This window comes from Paraburkholderia sp. ZP32-5 (assembly GCF_021390495.1).
GTDB lineage: Bacteria > Pseudomonadota > Gammaproteobacteria > Burkholderiales > Burkholderiaceae > Paraburkholderia.
Genome location: NZ_JAJEJP010000002.1, coordinates 2,885,407 through 2,902,439 on the forward strand (window position 1 = coordinate 2,885,407; position 17,033 = coordinate 2,902,439).

Genomic DNA, 17,033 nt, shown 5'->3' on the forward strand with positions numbered 1-17,033 from the left:
CTGGCGCGTGAACGTTGCATTTGTTGCAGAAGTTACCTGAAGCGCGAAGTTTTGACGGTCGCGCTTGCCGGTGCAACGCCGCGGACATCACCATTCGCGGCGACATCGCTCCAGCACCACGCTATTGCAGCGTGCGCAGCTTCCCAACCTGCCCCGCCGTGATCGTCGCTTGCGGATTGCCGAATTGCTTCGTCACGTAGTTGGTGATCGCCGCGACCTGTTCGTCATCGAGATGGCCGCCGAACGCCGGCATCAGCACGTCCGCCTGCGCGGTGGTGCGCGACACGCCGTGCAGGATCACCATCGCGAGATTGTTCGCGTCGTTCGCGCCGACCGTCGAGTTATGGATCAGCGACGGATACGCGCCCGGCGCGCTGGCGCCGACACCCTCACCGGTCCAGTTATGGCAGCTCGCGCAGTTGGCGACGAACAGTTGCGCGCCGTTCACGCCGGTGATCGTGGTGCCGCGCAACGCGGTGACGTCGCCGGCCGGGTTGCCCCATTGATGACGTGGACGCGTTTCGCCGCCGCTCACGGGCGGCACCGAGCGCAGATACACGACGATCGAACGCAGATCCACCGGCGTCAGATACTGCGTACTGTTCGCCACCACCTCGCCCATCGGCCCGGCCGCATTCGCGCGGCCAGGAGCTGCGCCCGTCGACAGATACGACACGAGTTCGTCACGGCGCCAATCGCCGACGCCGCTCGTCTTGTCCGGCGTGATGTTGAACGCATGCCAGCCGGCCTGCACCGCGCCGGAAAATCGCGCGCTCGACTTCAAGCCCTGCATGAAATTGCGCGGCGTATGGCATTCCTCGCAATGCGCGAGCCCTTCGACCAGATACGCGCCGCGATTCCATTCGGCGCTCTGCTTCGGATCAGGCACGAAGCGGCCCTCGTCGAAATTGAACATGTTCCAGAACACCATCAGCCAGCGCTGGTTGAACGGGAACTTGAGGCTATTGGCGGGCGGCGTGTAATGAACCGGCGTCAGCGTGTTCAGGTACGCGCGAATCGCCAGCACGTCCCGATCGGTTACGCGCGTGTATGCGGTGTACGGGAACGCCGGATACAGCCGCTCGCCGCTCTTGCCGATGCCTTCGTGCATTGCGCGCAGGAAATCGACATCGGTCCATTGGCCGATGCCGGTGTCCGGATCGGGCGTGATGTTCGGCGTGACGATCGTGCCGAACGGCGTGCTGATCGGCAGGCCGCCCGCGAACGGGCGCGATTTGTCCGCGGTGTGGCAGGCCGCGCAGTCGGCGGCGCGCGTCAGGTATTCGCCGCGCTTGACCAGATCGCCGTTCGCGGCCGGACCGGCCAGCATCGCGTCGGGCGATTGCGCGGCGTCGTCGGCGCGAGCCTGCGTGATCGGCAGTTCGTCGGTCGATTGCTGGCTCGGCGCGTGCGATTCGTGCCATGCAATCGATAGCGCGAACAATGAAAACGCCGCCGCGAGCGCCGCGCCTCCCCAGCGGCGGCGCAGCCTCGCCTGCATCAGCGCAGGGGCCGGCTGCGCGCGAGAAGTGTGCTTCGACATGGTGGCTCTCCGGTCAGGGCTCATAGTTCACGCTTGAGTTTGTCGGCCAACTTCAGCGACAACGCCGCGATGGTCAGCGTGCAGTTCACCGACGCCGCGCTCGGCATCACGCCGCTGCTGGCGATAAACAGATTCGAATGATCGTGCGTGCGGCAGTCCGGATCGACGACCGAACTCGCCGCATCGCTGCCCATGATCGTGGTACCCATGATGTGATTGTTCGGCGCGAAGGTGTCGTCGAACGACACTTCGGTGCCGCCGAATAGCGCCGCGATCTGCGCATACAGGTCGTGCGTGTTGGCGGCGCTTTTCTTCACGTAATCGCTGATCGAGTAGTAGATCTCGGGCTGCGGAATGCCGAGCGCGTCCTTGTGATCGGCCGACGGCACGATACGGTTTTGCGGCTCCGGCAGATGCTCGTGAAAGCTGTTGATGTTCAGCGTGCGCGCCGCGCGGTCGCGAATCTGCCGGTCGAGTTCGGCGCCGGTCAGGCCTTTTTTCAGCAGGTCGGCGGTCACGCTGAGCGTCGACACACCGTTCGACAGATGCAGTTTTTTCGCCGCGTAATCGGAACGGAACGCGCCGTCGCGGAAGTTGACGATCGACGTCATTTCCATCGGCCCGCGGCCCGGCCATAGCGGTTCGTTGGCGAGGAACGTGACCCCCGTGCCCGGATGATCCATCAGATTGCGGCCCACCTGATCGGAACTGTTGCCGATGCCGTGCGGGAATTTATCGGAAGTCGACATCAGCATCAGCTTCGGTGTTTCGATACCGTTGGCCGCGAGCACGAACAGCTTGCCGCTCACGCGCGTGCTGTTGCCGTTCGGGTCCTTGTAGTGGATCGCGGTGATCAGCCCTTTGTTGTCCGCTTCGATCCGATACACGACCGCTTCGGGAATCAGTTTCGCGCCGGCCTGCTCGGCCTTCTCCGCATGCATCACGCCGTTGTACATCGCGGCGATCGGACAGATCGGCATGCAGTTGTTGTTGCCGCAACAGGTCGGCCGCGCGTCGTACGGACGGCTGTTGCGCGCGACCGGTTCGGGCACGACCTTGAAGCCCTGCGCGTTCAGCACGTCGCTGAAACGCTGGTCCATGTACGACAACGGCAACGGCTGCATCGGATACGGCTTCGAGCGCGGCGAGCCGAGATCGATCGCGGTATCGGGACCGGATACGCCGAACTGCACTTCCGCGGCCTGATACCACGGCTCGAGCGTTTCATACGGATACGGCCAGTCGCGTCCGACGCCATACAGCTTGTGCAACTGGAAATCCGACGGCAGTAGCCGCCACGCGGCCGCCGCCCAGTGCCATGTCGTGCCGCCAACGAGCCGCACGTATTGCGAGTTGTACGGATAGTCGCCCTTCTGGATCAGATAGCCGTTCGCGGGCGAATACTCCGGATGCGGCGCATAAGGTGTCGACGGATACGGCGTCGCGAAGTCCGACTTGGCCGGCGAATTGCGAAAGTTCTCGACGATCTGCCAGCGCGGAATGCGCGGCCCGGCTTCCAGCACGATCACCGACGCACCCGCCAGCGCCAGTTGATGCGCGACGAGACTGCCGGCGACGCCCGAGCCGACCACGACGATATCGGCGGAATTGGTGTTTGCCATCGTTACCCTCTGGTGTGCCTTTGTTATCGCGCGAGTTATCGCACGATACGTTCGCGCTGCATGTCGCGCTGTACTTCCACTGCGCGGCTTACGCGGACATGGGCTTTTTGGTCCAGTAGAACGGCACGTCTCGGCAATAGGATGGAATCGTCAGCACGTCCTTCACGGGGTCGAACATCAGCGCCTTTTCATAGGCGATCACCTCGACGTGCGGCGCGTCGCCGACGAGGCCGAGATACCACGCGCGCATGATCGCGCCGACCGCTTTCGCGAGCGCGGGCTGCTCGTCCTGCAGCGCCTGCGTCACGGTATCGGACGGCACGCCGCCATGAGCTTGCAGCCATGTGTTCAGCGCGGCGACGTTCTGCTTGAACTGATTATCGGAACGGGACAGTGCGTCATAGACGCGTTGGCCGAGCACCGCGTCGAAACCGCTTCGGCCAGTAAGACGCTGCGACAGCGCGAGAAACGCATCGAGTCCGCCACCCGCGGGCGGCGTATCGGCGAAAGCGGGGGCGATCCATGACAACGAACGGTTCGCGCCCGCAAAGGCGAGCGCCACAGCCGACGCGCACGAACCGAGCAGCCAGGTCCGGCGCGACGCCGAAATTGAAAACGATTGCGGCAAGCCGACCGCATGCGCGACGCCGTGATAGTGCATCGCTCGATCACGACGCGCGCGTTCGCCGCGCGCATCGCTAGTGTCAGGCACATCTGTCATGTGGGCTCCAGATGATGAGTCGTTCTCAACGAGCCGCGCGGCGACGGCATGCGCCGTTCACGTGCTGCTTCGCTTGCTTCTCCCCAAACCTGGCAAACCTGGTCTTACGCCGCTTGTGCAGCGGTCTGTATCCACGCGCGATATTCACACACAGCACGCGCCGTGTTGCATGCATGAGCGATGACAGTCGAATGACGGCGCTCGTCGCGCCGTGGGCGTGCTGGCGAAGCGCTTCGATGCCGCTTTCTGCCAATCGCCTTTCAACTGAAAGCGGCGCGCAAGGCCGCTGCGGGAGACTATAGCCTGTGACCCACCGATTCGACAATCGGTCGCGCAAGCGCGAGTAGAATCCGCGACACAGTGCTGCTGCTGACTCACGCCACCACTCGCATTGCGTTGCCGCGCGCCGCCCATCCTGACCATGCTCATCAAATACTATCCGCAGGTTCTTCGCAATCGGCCCCGCACGGTGATCGGTCTCGCGATCGGCATCGTGGTCGCGCTCATCGTGCCATGGCATACGAGCACGATGGCACGCACGTTGATCGGCTGGGATGCGGCCGTGTGGAGCTACCTGCTGATGATCTGGATACACATGGCGCGCGCCGACGAACTGAGCGTGCGCGAATACGCGATACGTGACGATGAAAACGCCGGCGTCGTGTTGTTCGTGATCTGTGTCGCGACGGTCGCGAGCATCGCCGCGATCGTGCTCGAACTCGCATCGGCGAAGGGCACGGCGGGCGCATCGACCGCATGGCACTATCTGCTGACCGGTCTGACGCTGATCGGCGCATGGTTTCTGATTCCGACGATTTTCACGCAGCACTACGCACGTCTTTACTACGACACCGACGCGCACGAAACCGCGCTGCTGTTTCCCGATCACAAGCTGCAGCCGAACTACTGGGACTTTCTGTATTACTCGTTCACGATCGCGGTCGCCTCGCAGACGTCGGACGTGGTGCTGCGCTCGCGCCAGATTCGCCGCGCGACGCTCGCGCAATCGATTCTGTCGTTCTACTTCAATGTCGCGGTACTGGGGCTGTGCGTGAATATCGCGGCGGGTCTGCTGGGTTCGTGAGGTTTGGTAGCTTACCGAACGTACATCGATGAAGGCCACCGCACGTCACTTCATGACCGCCGTGTGACCCGGGCACGACCGCTGTATGACGTTCCTCTGACGATCACCGCCTAAGCCCGCTCCCGCGCTTCGCCTTTTGCGGCACGCGCCACATTGCCGAGACCCGCGCGCCGTGTAAAACCCGGACCGCGCCCGCCGCTTTTACATGCTCGCGCGAGCATCCCGTACGCACGACCTACATGCTTCGGCAAGCACCGTTCGCTCGCGCACACTCCCTCCGCAGCAACCGCTCCCGCCCTCCCGTCGTCGTCCGGCAACTCCACGCCGGCGCCCTTTGGCACACGGTTTGCTCCTTCCCGCGACGAGTGCCTGTCAGCCTCGCGCGCTGGTCATCTGGCGTCTAAGCACCCCCGAACTGGCCAGCGGCATGACGATCTATGCACTACTCTGACCAGTACGCGCCCTCTTTGACGCATCGCGCGGTATCCGGCTCGGGAAGCCCAATGAGCGCTGTGATCGCATGCCAACCGCATCCACACCGCAGCACGACAATTCTGGAAACGACCGATGGAACCTCCAAACGGGTACGCGCCGCGGATTTACTTTTTTCACTCTCTTCTCGTCGGGCCGCTCGATGCCTGGCCCGCGCAGTTCGCTCACGCGGCCGCGCTCGGCTTCGATCACGCGCTGATCGGCGGTCTGTTCGAGCCCGGCCAGGCCGGTCACGGCCAGGTGGTCGGCAGTCACGCGCGGCTCCATCCGGTATTCGAGGCAAAGCAGCCCGCGCATGACGCGCTGCGCACGCTCGCCGACGCCGCGCGTCGCAACGGCCTGAGCTTGCTGGTCGATCTGGTGATCGACCGGATGGCCGCCGACGGCACCCTGTACGCCGAACATAAGGACTGGTTCCACGCGGCCGAATCCGACATGGCGCGGCTCGATCCGCGCCACGTGCATCGCGAGGACAACGTCGCCTACGCGAATTTCGACGACCCCGGAACGAGCGCCGCGCTGACCGTGTGGTGGACGCAGCAGTTGCTCGCGCTCGCCGAAGCGGGTGTCGGCGGCTTTCGCTTCGATTCGCCGCATCGCGTACCGGCCGCCGTATGGCGGCATCTCGGCGATGAAGTGCGCGCGAAGCACCCGCACGTGCGCTTGCTCGCCGCGACACCGGGGCTTGCGCGCAGCGACCTGCCGGGTCTGGAGCCGGCCGGCTTCGACAGCGTGTTTTCGTCGGTACGCTGGTGGGATTTCCGTTCGAGCTGGATGGCGGAGGAACACGCGTCGCTCGCGCGCGTCGGCGCACCGGTGGCGTTTCCCGAAGCGCCGTACGGCACGCGCCTCGCCGCCGAATTGACCGATGTGCATGACGCCGCGATCGTCGAGCGCGCGTATCGGCGCGCGCTGTTTACGTCGGTCGCGGTGGGCAGCGGCTGGATGATGCCGATGGGCTTCGAGTACGGCGTCGCCGAACCGATGTCGCAAACGCGTGGCGACGCTGCGCAATTCGCGCTCGCGGCGCAAGCACGCCGCTTCGATCTGACGGCCGCCGTCACCCAGGCCAACGATATCGCGCGCAGTACGCAAACGCTGCATGCAAACGGCGAATTGCGGCCGCTGTCTGGGGCCGGCGCACCGGCGGCCGTGCTGTTGCGCGCCGATGAGGCCGATCTGCGCGACGCCGACGAAGCGGTGCTGATCGTCGTCAATCCTGAACTGGGCGCGCCGGTGCGCGTCGACCCCGCGCGCTTTCTCGCTGGCGTACCGGGAAACTTCACGCATTTCGCGGCGCTCGATGCGCGCGGCCACGTCGAGCCCACCACGCTCGCACCGTTCGCGCTCGGGCCCGGCGCGGTGCGGCTGCTGCGCGCGACCGCGCAAACGCCGATCCGTCTCGCGCCGCCGATCGACAAGGCGAACAGCAAGCGCAGCGGCCGCAAGAGCGTGCTCGAAGCGATCGACGCACCGCGCGTCGCGATCGAAAGCGTGTCGCCGTCGGTCGAGAACGGCCGCTTCGCGGCCAAGCGCAGCGTCGGCGAACGCACCGAAATCCGCGCGGCGATTTTCGCGGAGGGTCACGACAAGATCGCGGCCGCGGTGCTGTGGCGCGCCGCCGATGAAACCGCGTGGCACGAAGTGCTGATGTCGCCCGCGCCGCCCGCCGGCCTTGATTTATGGAGCGCGCGCATTCCACTCGAACGGATCGGCCGCTACGAATTCACCGTGATCGCGTGGCGCGACGATTTCGCATCGCTCGTCGAGCACATCGAGAAGAAGTTGAAGGCGAATCAGACCGTCGAGATCGAACTCGACGAAGCCGAGCATCTGTTCGCGCTGGTGCTCGCCGAAGTCGAAACGACGGAAGACGCCGACAAAGAACCACTCGAACGGATCGTGCGCGACTTCAAGAAAGCCGACGCGCAACAGAAGCTCGCGCTGATCCTCGCACCCGCTACCGCGAAGGCGATGACCGCCGCGCGTCACCGGCCTTTCCTGAGCCGCGATCCAGTGATCTACAAGATCGACGCGGAGCGCACGGCCGCTTACTTCGCGAGCTGGTACGAGATCTTCCCGCGCTCGATGAGCGACGACGAAACGCGCCACGGCAGCTTCGCCGATGTGACGACGAAGCTGCCGCGCATCCGCGATATGGGTTTCGACGTGCTGTACTTCCCGCCGATCCATCCGATCGGCCTCGCGAACCGCAAGGGCCGCAACAACACGTTGAACGCGCAACCGGGCGACGTCGGCAGCCCCTACGCAATCGGCGCGGCCGAAGGCGGCCACACCGCCGTGCATCCGCAACTCGGCACGCTCGACGACTTCAAGGCGATGCTCGCCGCAGCGCATGCGCACGGCCTCGAAATCGCGCTCGACTTCGCGATCCAGTGTTCGCCCGATCACCCGTGGCTGAAGCAGCATCCGACGTGGTTCGCATGGCGCCCGGACGGCACGCTGCGCTATGCGGAGAATCCGCCGAAGAAGTACCAGGACATCGTCAATCCCGACTTCTATGCACACGATGCGAAGCCGGACCTGTGGCTCGCATTGCGCGACGTGATCCTGTTCTGGATCGATGCGGGCGTACGCATTTTCCGCGTCGATAATCCGCACACCAAGCCGTTGCCGTTCTGGGAGTGGATGATCGGCGACGTGCGCGCGCGCCATCCGGATGTGATCTTTCTCGCCGAAGCATTCACGCGTCCGCGCATGATGAACCGGCTCGGCAAGATCGGCTTCTCGCAGTCGTACACGTACTTCACGTGGCGCGAGACGAAGCGCGATTTCATCGAGTACCTGACCGAACTCACGCAAACCGGCGCACGCGATTTCTACCGGCCGAACTTCTTCGTCAACACGCCGGACATCAACCCGCGCCATCTGCAATCGCAAGGGCGCACGGGCTTTCTGATTCGCGCGGCGCTCGCGGCGACGCTGGCCGGCTTGTGGGGCGTGTATAGCGGCTTCGAATTGTGCGAGGCGACCGCGCTGCCGAATAGCGAAGAGTATCTGGATTCCGAAAAGTATCAGCTACGCGCGTGGGACTGGCATCGGCCCGGCAATATCGTCGGCGAGATTACCTCGTTGAACCGCATCCGCCGCGCGAATCCGGCGCTGCAAACGCATCTCGGCCTGACGTTCCTGACCGCGCACAACGACCACATTCTGCTGTTCGAGAAAGCCACCGAGGCGCGCGACAACATAATCATCGTCGCGATCAATCTCGATCCGTTCAACGAACAGGGCGCGGATATCGAGTTGTCGTGGGAGACCTTCGCGCGCTGGCATCTGCACGATCATGGCGCGCTCGAAGTAATCGACCAGATGACCGGCGCGCGCTTCGAATGGCACGGCCGCTGGCAGCACGTGCAGCTCGGCTCGGGCCAGCCGTTCTCGATCTGGCGCATCGCGCCGCTGGGCGGCCTGCCCGCCGAACGCCCCGACGACAGCGAACACGATCCGGACAGCGCTTATCACGCAGACGCTGGCAACCTAAGCTTTATGGAAGGTGCGACATCATGAAGCGTGACGATTCAGCCCAAAGCGCCCAGCAGGCGCACACGACCACCGCCACCGGCAGTGCAGCGAAGGCCCATGCGCGCCGGCGCGGCAAACCCGCGATGCTGAGCGACGATCCGCTGTGGTACAAGGACGCGATCATCTACCAGGTGCATATCAAGTCGTTCTTCGATGCGAACAACGACGGGGTCGGCGACTTCCCCGGTCTGATCGCGAAGCTCGACTACATCGCCGAACTCGGTGTGAACGCGATCTGGCTGCTGCCGTTCTATCCGTCGCCGCGACGCGACGACGGCTACGACATCGCCGATTACCGCAACGTGCATCCGGACTACGGACAGCTCGGCGACGTGAAGCGTTTTATTCAGGAAGCGCATGCGCGTGGTATCCGCGTGATCACCGAACTCGTGATCAACCACACGTCGGATCAGCATCCATGGTTTCAGCGCGCGCGGCTCGCGAAGCCTGGCTCGAACCATCGCAACTACTACGTGTGGTCGGACACCGACCAGAAGTATCAGGAAACGCGCATCATCTTCATCGATTCGGAGCCGTCGAACTGGACGCACGATCCGGTCGCGGGCGCGTACTACTGGCATCGTTTTTATTCGCACCAGCCCGACCTCAATTTCGACAACCCGGCGGTGCTGAAAGAAGTGCTGCACGTGATGCGCTTCTGGCTCGACATGGGCATCGACGGGCTACGGCTCGATGCGGTGCCGTACCTCGTCGAACGCGAAGGCACCAACAACGAGAACCTGCCGGAAACGCACGACATCCTGAAGAAGATTCGCGCGACCATCGATGCCGAATACCCGAACCGGATGCTGCTCGCCGAAGCGAACCAGTGGCCGGAAGACGTGAAGGAATATTTCGGCAACGAAGACGAATGCCATATGGCGTTCCACTTCCCGCTGATGCCGCGCATCTATATGTCGATCGCGAGCGAGGATCGCTTTCCGATCACCGACATCATGAAGCAGACGCCTGATCTCGCCGAATCGAACCAGTGGGCAATCTTCCTGCGCAATCACGACGAACTGACGCTCGAGATGGTTACCGATTCCGAGCGCGACTACTTGTGGAACACCTACGCGAGCGACCGCCGTGCGCGCCTGAATCTCGGCATTCGCCGCCGCCTCGCGCCGCTGATGGAGCGTGACCGCCGCCGCATCGAGCTGATCAATTCGCTGCTGCTGTCGATGCCCGGCACGCCGGTGATCTACTACGGCGACGAACTCGGCATGGGCGACAACATCCACCTCGGCGATCGCGACGGCGTGCGCACGCCGATGCAGTGGTCGTCGGATCGCAACGGCGGCTTTTCGCGCGCCGACCCTGAGCAACTGGTGCTGCCGCCGGTGATGGGTTCGCTGTATGGCTTCGATGCGGTCAACGTCGAAGCGCAAAGCCGCGATCCGCATTCGCTGTTGAACTGGACGCGCCGCATGCTCTCGACGCGGCGCGCGAAGCAGACCTTCGGGCGCGGCACGATCCGCTTCCTGAAGCCGGAGAATCGCAAGATTCTCGCGTATCTGCGCGAGATGCCAGGCGAGCCGCCTATCCTGTGCGTCGCGAATCTGTCGCGCGCGCCGCAGGCGGTCGAACTCGATCTGTCCGAATTCAACGGCGCGGTGCCGATCGAAATGACCGCCGATTCGGTGTTCCCCGCGATCGGCCAACTCACTTATCTGCTGACGTTCCCGCCGTACGGCTTCCTGTGGTTCCTGCTGTGCCAGGGCGGTCAACGTCCGACCTGGGCGCAGGCGCATTCGGAGCCGCTGCCCGAGTTCGTCACGATCGTGATCCGCGAAGGCCAGGCCGGCCCGACGCCGGAAAACGTGCGGCTGCTCGAATCGGAAGTGCTGCCTTCGTGGCTGAGCCGGCGCCGCTGGTTCGCGTCGAAGGATCAGAAGATGAAGGCGGTGCGGCTCGCCGCGTTGACGACGATTCCGAACGGCGGTTTTGCGTTCACCGAAATCGAAGTCGATGTTGGCGATCACACCGAGCGCTACGTGGTGCCGATCGCGCTCACGTGGGGCGGCGAAACCACCACACCGCTGTTCATGCAGCTCGCGTTGGCGCGCGTGCGGCGCGGCCGCAATGTCGGTCATCTGACCGATGCGTTCTCGCTGCCGATCTTCGCGCACAACGTGCTGCGCAAGCTGCGCGAACACGCGGTCGTGCCGACCGTGCAGAAGAGCGAGATCAAATTCCTGCCGACCGAACGCTTCAGCGAACTCGACGCGCTCGGCGACCGGCCGGAAATCCGCTGGCTCGCGGCGGAGCAGAGCAACAGTTCGCTGATCATCGCCGACGCCGCAGTGCTGAAGCTCGTGCGGCGGCTGGTCAGCGGCATTCATCCGGAAGCCGAAATCAGCCGCTATCTGACGCAGCTCGGTTATGCGAACACCGCGCCGCTGTATGGCGAAGTGGTGCGCGTCGATCCCGAGGGCGTGCCGCATACGCTCGCGATCCTGCAGGGCTTCATCGACAATCAAGGCGACGCGTGGAACTGGTCGCTCGACTATCTGCGCCGCTCGGTCGACGAACTCGCAATCGCGATCGACACCGACATGCAAACCGCGCCGGACCGCGCCAACGAGTCGATCCTGCTGGACGGCTATGGCGAACTGACCGGCATCATCGGCAGACGGCTCGGCGAATTGCACGTCGCGTTGGCCACCCCGACCGACGATCCCGCGTTCGCGCCGGAGCCGGCCAGCGCCGAGCAGGTCAAGGCGTGGGTCGACGGCACGCAGACAATGCTCGCGAGCGCGCTCGATCTGCTGAAACCGCGCATCGAGCAGATGCTCGATGCGGAAACCCAGGCGCTCGCGCAAAGCCTGCTCGACCGGCGCGACGCATTGGTCGCGGCAGTCGACCAGCTCGTTGCGGCCAACGTGGACGCGTTGCGCATCCGCATCCACGGCGACTTCCATCTGGGTCAGGTGCTGGTCGCGCAGGGCGACGCGTATCTGATCGACTTCGAGGGCGAACCCGCGCGCTCGCTCGAAGAACGCCGGCAGAAGTCGAGTCCGTTGCGCGACGTCGCGGGCCTGCTGCGCTCGCTGTCGTATGCAAGCGCGGCCGCGCAATCGACCACCGAAAGCGCGCCGCAACAGACCGCCGATCGCAAGCGCGCGCTGTTCGAGCGGTTCCGCGCGCACGCCACCACCGCGTTCCTCGCCGAGTACCGCGCCGCGGTCGCGCAAGCGCCGACGCCGCTCGTCGCGCCCGAAGCCGAACAGGCGCTGCTCGATCTGTTCCTGATCGAGAAGGCCGCCTACGAGATCCGCTACGAAGCAGCCAACCGGCCGACATGGCTCAGCCTGCCGGTGCGCGGCCTCGCGGCATTGACGAGCCGGCTGCTCGGCGACACCGGCGCGCCGGCTCAGGGCGACTCGCCAACCCAGGCGCCCGGCGCCGACACGCCGCCTGACGCGGCCGAGGGCGACTATGAGTGAGCATGATCCGGCCGCGGGTCTGCAACCCGTCGATATCGACGCGCTCGTCGAAGCGCGCCACCCCGATCCGTTTTCGCAGCTCGGCTTGCATCACACCGACGCAGGGCCGATCGTGCGCGTGTTGTTGCCGAATGCCGCGCACGTCAGCGTGATTTCGCGCGCCGACGGCGCGATGCTCGGCGAACTCGAACAGTTGCGTCCGGGGCTGTTCGCGGGCCGTGTCACGTCCGCGATGCCGTACCGTTTGCGGATCGACTGGCATGGCGTCGAGCAGGAGGTCGAAGACACCTATTCGTTCGGCCCGGTGCTCGGCGACGAACCGCTCGAACGTCTGGCGCGCGGCGACCCCTATGCGGTGCTCGAATGCCTCGGCGCGCGGCCCGTCGAAGTGGACGGCGTGCCCGGCGTGCGCTTCGCGGTATGGGCGCCGAACGCGCGGCGCGTGTCGGTGGTCGGCGACTTCAATGCATGGGACGGTCGCCGTCATCCGATGCGGCTGCGTCATCAGGCCGGCGTGTGGGAGCTGTTCGTGCCGCGCGTCGGCGCGGGCACGCGCTACAAGTACGAGATGCTGACGCGCGACGGGCATCCGTTGCCGCTAAAGGCCGATCCGTGCGCGATGCAGACCGAGAAGCCGCCGGGCACTGCGTCGGTGGTCGCGCACGTCGACGAGGTCGAGCAGTTTCCGTGGACCGATCACAAGTGGATCGAGTCGCGCGCGGCCAGACAGACCGCACGTACGCCGATCACGATCTACGAAGTCCACGCGGAATCGTGGCTGCGCATCGCCGAGCAGGGCCATCGCGGTCTCGATTGGGAAGAACTCGCCGAGCGGCTGATTCCGTACGCGAAGAGCATGGGCTTTACGCACGTCGAGTTTCTGCCGATCGCCGAGCATCCGTTCGGCGGCTCGTGGGGCTATCAGCCGCTCGGGCAGTTCGCGCCGTCCGCGCGCTTCGGCAAGCCCGAGCAGTTCGCGCGCTTCGTCGATCGCGCGCATGAAGAAGGGCTCGGCGTGATTCTCGACTGGGTGCCCGCGCATTTTCCGAACGACGCGCACGGCCTGATCGATTTCGACGGCACGCCGCTCTACGAGCACGCGGATCCGCGCGAAGGCTATCACCAGGACTGGAACACGATGATCTACAACCTCGGCCGCAACGAGGTCAGCGCGTTCCTGATCGCGTCGGCGCTGGCGTGGTTGCAGCGCTATCACGTCGATGGTCTGCGCGTCGACGCGGTCGCGTCGATGCTGTATCGCGACTATTCGCGCGCGGCCGGCGAGTGGGTGCCGAACATCTATGGCGGCCGGGAAAATCTCGAATCGATTGCGTTCCTGAAGCGCCTGAATCACGAAGTCCGCTATGTGCCAGGCGTGCCCGGTGCAATCACGATCGCCGAGGAATCGACCGCATGGCCGGGCGTGACCGCGCGCGTCGAAGACGGCGGCCTCGGTTTCGACTTCAAGTGGAACATGGGCTGGATGCACGACACGCTGCATTACATGCACGAAGACCCGGTGTATCGCCAATACCATCACCACAACATGACGTTCGGCATGGTGTACGCGTATTCGGAGCGCTTCGTGCTGCCGCTTTCGCACGATGAGGTGGTACACGGCAAGGGTTCGCTGCTCGGCAAGATGCCGGGCGATCGATGGCAGCGTTTTGCGAACCTGCGCGCGTACTTCGGTTTCATGTGGACGCATCCGGGCAAGAAGCTGCTGTTCATGGGCGGCGAATTCGGCCAGATGGCGGAATTCGACCACGACGGCTCGCCGCACTGGCATCTGCTCGACGATGCGCATCATCACGGCGTGCAATTGCTGGTGCGCGATCTGAACCGGCTGTATCGCGACGAACCCGCGCTTCATCTGCTCGACAGCGAACCGGGCGGCTTCGAATGGCTGATCGGCGACGACAGCGGCAACAGCGTGTTCGCGTACCGACGCACCGACGGCGCCGGCCGGGAATTCGTCGTGGCCTGCAACATGACGCCGGTGCCGCGCCAGGGCTACCGGCTCGGCATGCCGGTCGCGGGACGCTGGTCGGAAGTGCTCAATACCGATGCGGGCGTGTACGGCGGCTCGAATATGGGCAACGGCGGTGTGATTCACGCCGACCACATATCAAGTCACGGCCGTCCGTATTCAGCCGCACTGACTTTGCCGCCGCTTGCGACGATCGTATTACGTGCGGATTGACGAAAGTGCCGTAGCAACACGGACGCGCGGCTTGCGTGGACACACGCCCCGCCCCGTTGAATGAAGAGCATGCTGTGCGCTCAACAATCAGAAAAGGGGAATCATGTCGCATGCCATGCCCGACCGGCTGTTGCCCGGTTCGCCGTACCCGCTCGGCGCGAGTTGGGATGGCCTTGGCGTCAACTTCGCGGTGTTTTCCGCCAACGCGCAGAAAATCGAGTTGTGTCTGTTCGATCCGACCGGCCGCAAGGAAATCCGCCGCTTCGCGCTGCCCGAATGCACCGACGAGGTGTGGCACGGCTATCTGCCGAACGCGCACCCCGGCACCGCCTACGGCTTTCGCGCGCATGGGCCGTATCAGCCGCATTTCGGACATCGCTTCAATCCGCACAAGCTGCTGCTCGATCCGTACGCGCGCAAGCTCGTCGGACACTTTCGCTGGTCCGATGCGCTGTTCGGCTATCGCGTGCATTCGAATCGCGCGGACCTGTCGATCGATCGGCGCGATTCCGCGCCCGCGATGCCGAAGTGCGTGGTGATCGATGAAGCCTTCGACTGGTCGCACGACAAGCGGCCGGACGTGCCGTGGGGCGATACCGTGATCTACGAAACGCATGTGCGCGGCGCGTCGATGCGGCGCGCCGATCTGCGCGCGCATGAACGCGGTACGTTCGCCGCGCTCGCGTCGCCGGAGTTCATCGAGCATCTGTTGAAACTCGGCGTGACCGCGGTCGAACTGCTGCCGGTGCACGCGTTTCTGAACGACCGCTTTCTGGTGGAGCGCGGCCTGCGCAACTACTGGGGCTACAACACCGCCGCGTTCTTCGCGCCCGAGCCGTCATACCTAAGCACGCATCGGCTCGACGAAATGCGCATCGCGGTGCGGCAACTGCACGCGGCCGGCATCGAGGTGATTCTCGACGTGGTGTACAACCACACTTGCGAAAGCAACGAGATGGGCCCGACGATCTCATGGCGCGGTCTCGACAACGCCAGCTACTACCGGCTGATTCCTGGCGACGAGCGCCACCATATCAACGACACCGGCTGCGGCAACACGGTGAATCTGCCGCATCCGCGCGTGATGCAGATGGTGATGGACTCGCTGCGCTACTGGTCGAACGCGTTCAATATCGACGGCTTCCGCTTCGATCTCGGTGTGACGCTCGGGCGCGAAAGCCATGGCTTCGACCCGGGCGCGGGTCTGTTCGACGCGTTGCGCCAGGACCCGGTCCTGTCGCAGCGCAAGTTGATTTCGGAACCGTGGGACATCGGTCCTGGCGGATATCAGCTAGGCAATCATCCGCCGGGCTTCAGCGAATGGAACGACCGCTTTCGCGACACAGTGCGACGTTTCTGGCGCGGCGATGCGGGCCTGCGGCCCGATCTCGCCGCGCGTCTGACCGGCTCGGCGGATCTGTTCAACCGGCGTCATCGCAAGCCGTGGGCATCGATCAACTTCGTCACGTCACACGATGGCTTTACGTTGGCTGACGTGACTGCTTACGAGCAGAAGCACAACGAAGCGAACCAGGAAGACAACAACGACGGCCACAACGAGAATTGCAGCCGCAATTGGGGCGTCGAGGGCATCACCGACGACCCCGTGATTCTCGCCACGCGCCGCCGTGTCGCGCGCTCGCTGATGGCGACGCAACTGATCGCGCTCGGCACGCCGATGCTGCTCGCCGGCGACGAAACGCTGCGCACGCAGCACGGCAACAACAACGCGTATTGCCAGGACAACGAGATCTCATGGCTCGACTGGGAGCTCGCGAATTCGCCGGAAGGCGTGCGCATGACGGAGTTCGTCGCGCGCATGGTCGCGTTGCGCAAGCACCATCCGCTGCTTCGCGAAACGCGCTTTCTATTCGGCGATCGCGAAGTGCTGCCGGGATTGTTCGATGTCGGCTGGTTCGACGAACGCGGCGATCCGTTGACGATCGAAGCCTGGGAGGATCCGGAAGGCCGCGCATTCACGTTGCGTCGCGCGGGACCGGGACTGAATGGCGAAACGGAAGTATTGTTATTGATGCTCAACGCGCACGAGGAAGCGTTGCAATTCGTTCCTCCCGCACCGCATCTGGAATGGCATGTGCTGTTGGACACGGCCGACCCGGAAGGCGCGCCGCGACCGCTCGCGTCCACCGCGCTCGACGTCGCCGCGCACGGTCTCGTGATACTCGCCGCGCAGCCGACCGGCGAGGCGGACTGGCAAGCCGGCTGGAAGGCCGGCGCGCGGCACGGGTCGCGGCTGTTGACCGCGCTGCCGCCCGGTCCCGGCGCGCAGGGCACCGACGGCGATGAATCGTCCTGACGACGTCGCGGCGCCGCCGACATGGCAAGGATGTTGCGTCGCAATGTCGATGACGT

8 protein-coding genes are annotated in these 17,033 nt (G+C 64.6%); 5 read left to right on the top strand and 3 right to left on the bottom strand.

Annotated features, from left to right (window positions below):
* Positions 1–121: 121 nt before the first annotated feature.
* The 3 genes from L0U82_RS31690 to L0U82_RS31700 all read right to left on the bottom strand — a co-directional run bounded on the left by L0U82_RS31690 (position 122) and on the right by L0U82_RS31700 (position 3,826).
* Positions 122–1,543 carry a cytochrome c gene (locus tag L0U82_RS31690; protein ID WP_233837183.1) on the bottom strand — a complete coding sequence of 474 codons (1,422 nt, stop codon included), beginning with the start codon at positions 1,541–1,543 and terminating at the stop codon, positions 122–124.
* A gap of 20 nt (positions 1,544–1,563) precedes the next feature.
* The gene (locus L0U82_RS31695) at positions 1,564–3,165 is read right to left on the bottom strand and encodes a GMC family oxidoreductase (protein ID WP_233837185.1); all 1,602 of its coding nucleotides are present in this window, start codon (positions 3,163–3,165) and stop codon (positions 1,564–1,566) included.
* Positions 3,166–3,253: 88 nt separating this feature from the next.
* Complete coding sequence (locus L0U82_RS31700) at positions 3,254–3,826, bottom strand: sorbitol dehydrogenase family protein (RefSeq protein WP_233837577.1); 573 nt, start codon at positions 3,824–3,826, stop codon at positions 3,254–3,256.
* A 481-nt stretch (positions 3,827–4,307) separates the two neighbouring features.
* Between L0U82_RS31700 and L0U82_RS31705 the strand changes: the two genes are divergently transcribed.
* The 5 genes from L0U82_RS31705 (at position 4,308) to glgX (ending at position 16,977) form a co-directional block, all read left to right on the top strand.
* Complete coding sequence (locus L0U82_RS31705) at positions 4,308–4,970, top strand: DUF1345 domain-containing protein (protein WP_233837187.1); 663 nt, start codon at positions 4,308–4,310, stop codon at positions 4,968–4,970.
* A 567-nt stretch (positions 4,971–5,537) separates the two neighbouring features.
* Positions 5,538–8,993 carry a maltotransferase domain-containing protein gene (locus L0U82_RS31710; protein WP_233837188.1) on the top strand — a complete coding sequence of 1,152 codons (3,456 nt, stop codon included), beginning with the start codon at positions 5,538–5,540 and terminating at the stop codon, positions 8,991–8,993.
* Complete coding sequence (treS, locus tag L0U82_RS31715; RefSeq protein ID WP_233837190.1) at positions 8,990–12,457, top strand: maltose alpha-D-glucosyltransferase; 3,468 nt, start codon at positions 8,990–8,992, stop codon at positions 12,455–12,457. Before L0U82_RS31710 ends, treS begins: the two co-directional genes overlap by 4 nt.
* Entirely contained in the window at positions 12,450–14,660 is a 2,211-nt protein-coding gene (gene glgB / locus L0U82_RS31720; protein ID WP_233837191.1) for a 1,4-alpha-glucan branching protein GlgB, read from the top strand. The genes treS and glgB overlap by 8 nt, the downstream gene beginning before the upstream one ends.
* A gap of 103 nt (positions 14,661–14,763) precedes the next feature.
* A complete protein-coding gene (gene glgX, locus L0U82_RS31725) occupies positions 14,764–16,977 on the top strand; it encodes a glycogen debranching protein GlgX (RefSeq protein WP_233837192.1) in 2,214 nt (737 codons plus the stop codon).
* Positions 16,978–17,033: the final 56 nt, after the last annotated feature.

What these genes read in the sequence shown, in the direction of transcription:
- L0U82_RS31705 (WP_233837187.1), top strand. Translation starts at nt 4,308, where the DNA reads ATGCTCATCAAATACTATCCGCAGGTTCTTCGCAATCGGCCCCGCACG.
- L0U82_RS31690 (WP_233837183.1), bottom strand. Translation starts at nt 1,543, where the DNA reads ATGTCGAAGCACACTTCTCGCGCGCAGCCGGCCCCTGCGCTGATGCAG.
- L0U82_RS31695 (WP_233837185.1), bottom strand. Translation starts at nt 3,165, where the DNA reads ATGGCAAACACCAATTCCGCCGATATCGTCGTGGTCGGCTCGGGCGTC.
- treS (WP_233837190.1), top strand. Translation starts at nt 8,990, where the DNA reads ATGAAGCGTGACGATTCAGCCCAAAGCGCCCAGCAGGCGCACACGACC.
- L0U82_RS31700 (WP_233837577.1), bottom strand. Translation starts at nt 3,826, where the DNA reads ATGCACTATCACGGCGTCGCGCATGCGGTCGGCTTGCCGCAATCGTTT.
- glgB (WP_233837191.1), top strand. Translation starts at nt 12,450, where the DNA reads ATGAGTGAGCATGATCCGGCCGCGGGTCTGCAACCCGTCGATATCGAC.
- L0U82_RS31710 (WP_233837188.1), top strand. Translation starts at nt 5,538, where the DNA reads ATGGAACCTCCAAACGGGTACGCGCCGCGGATTTACTTTTTTCACTCT.
- glgX (WP_233837192.1), top strand. Translation starts at nt 14,764, where the DNA reads ATGTCGCATGCCATGCCCGACCGGCTGTTGCCCGGTTCGCCGTACCCG.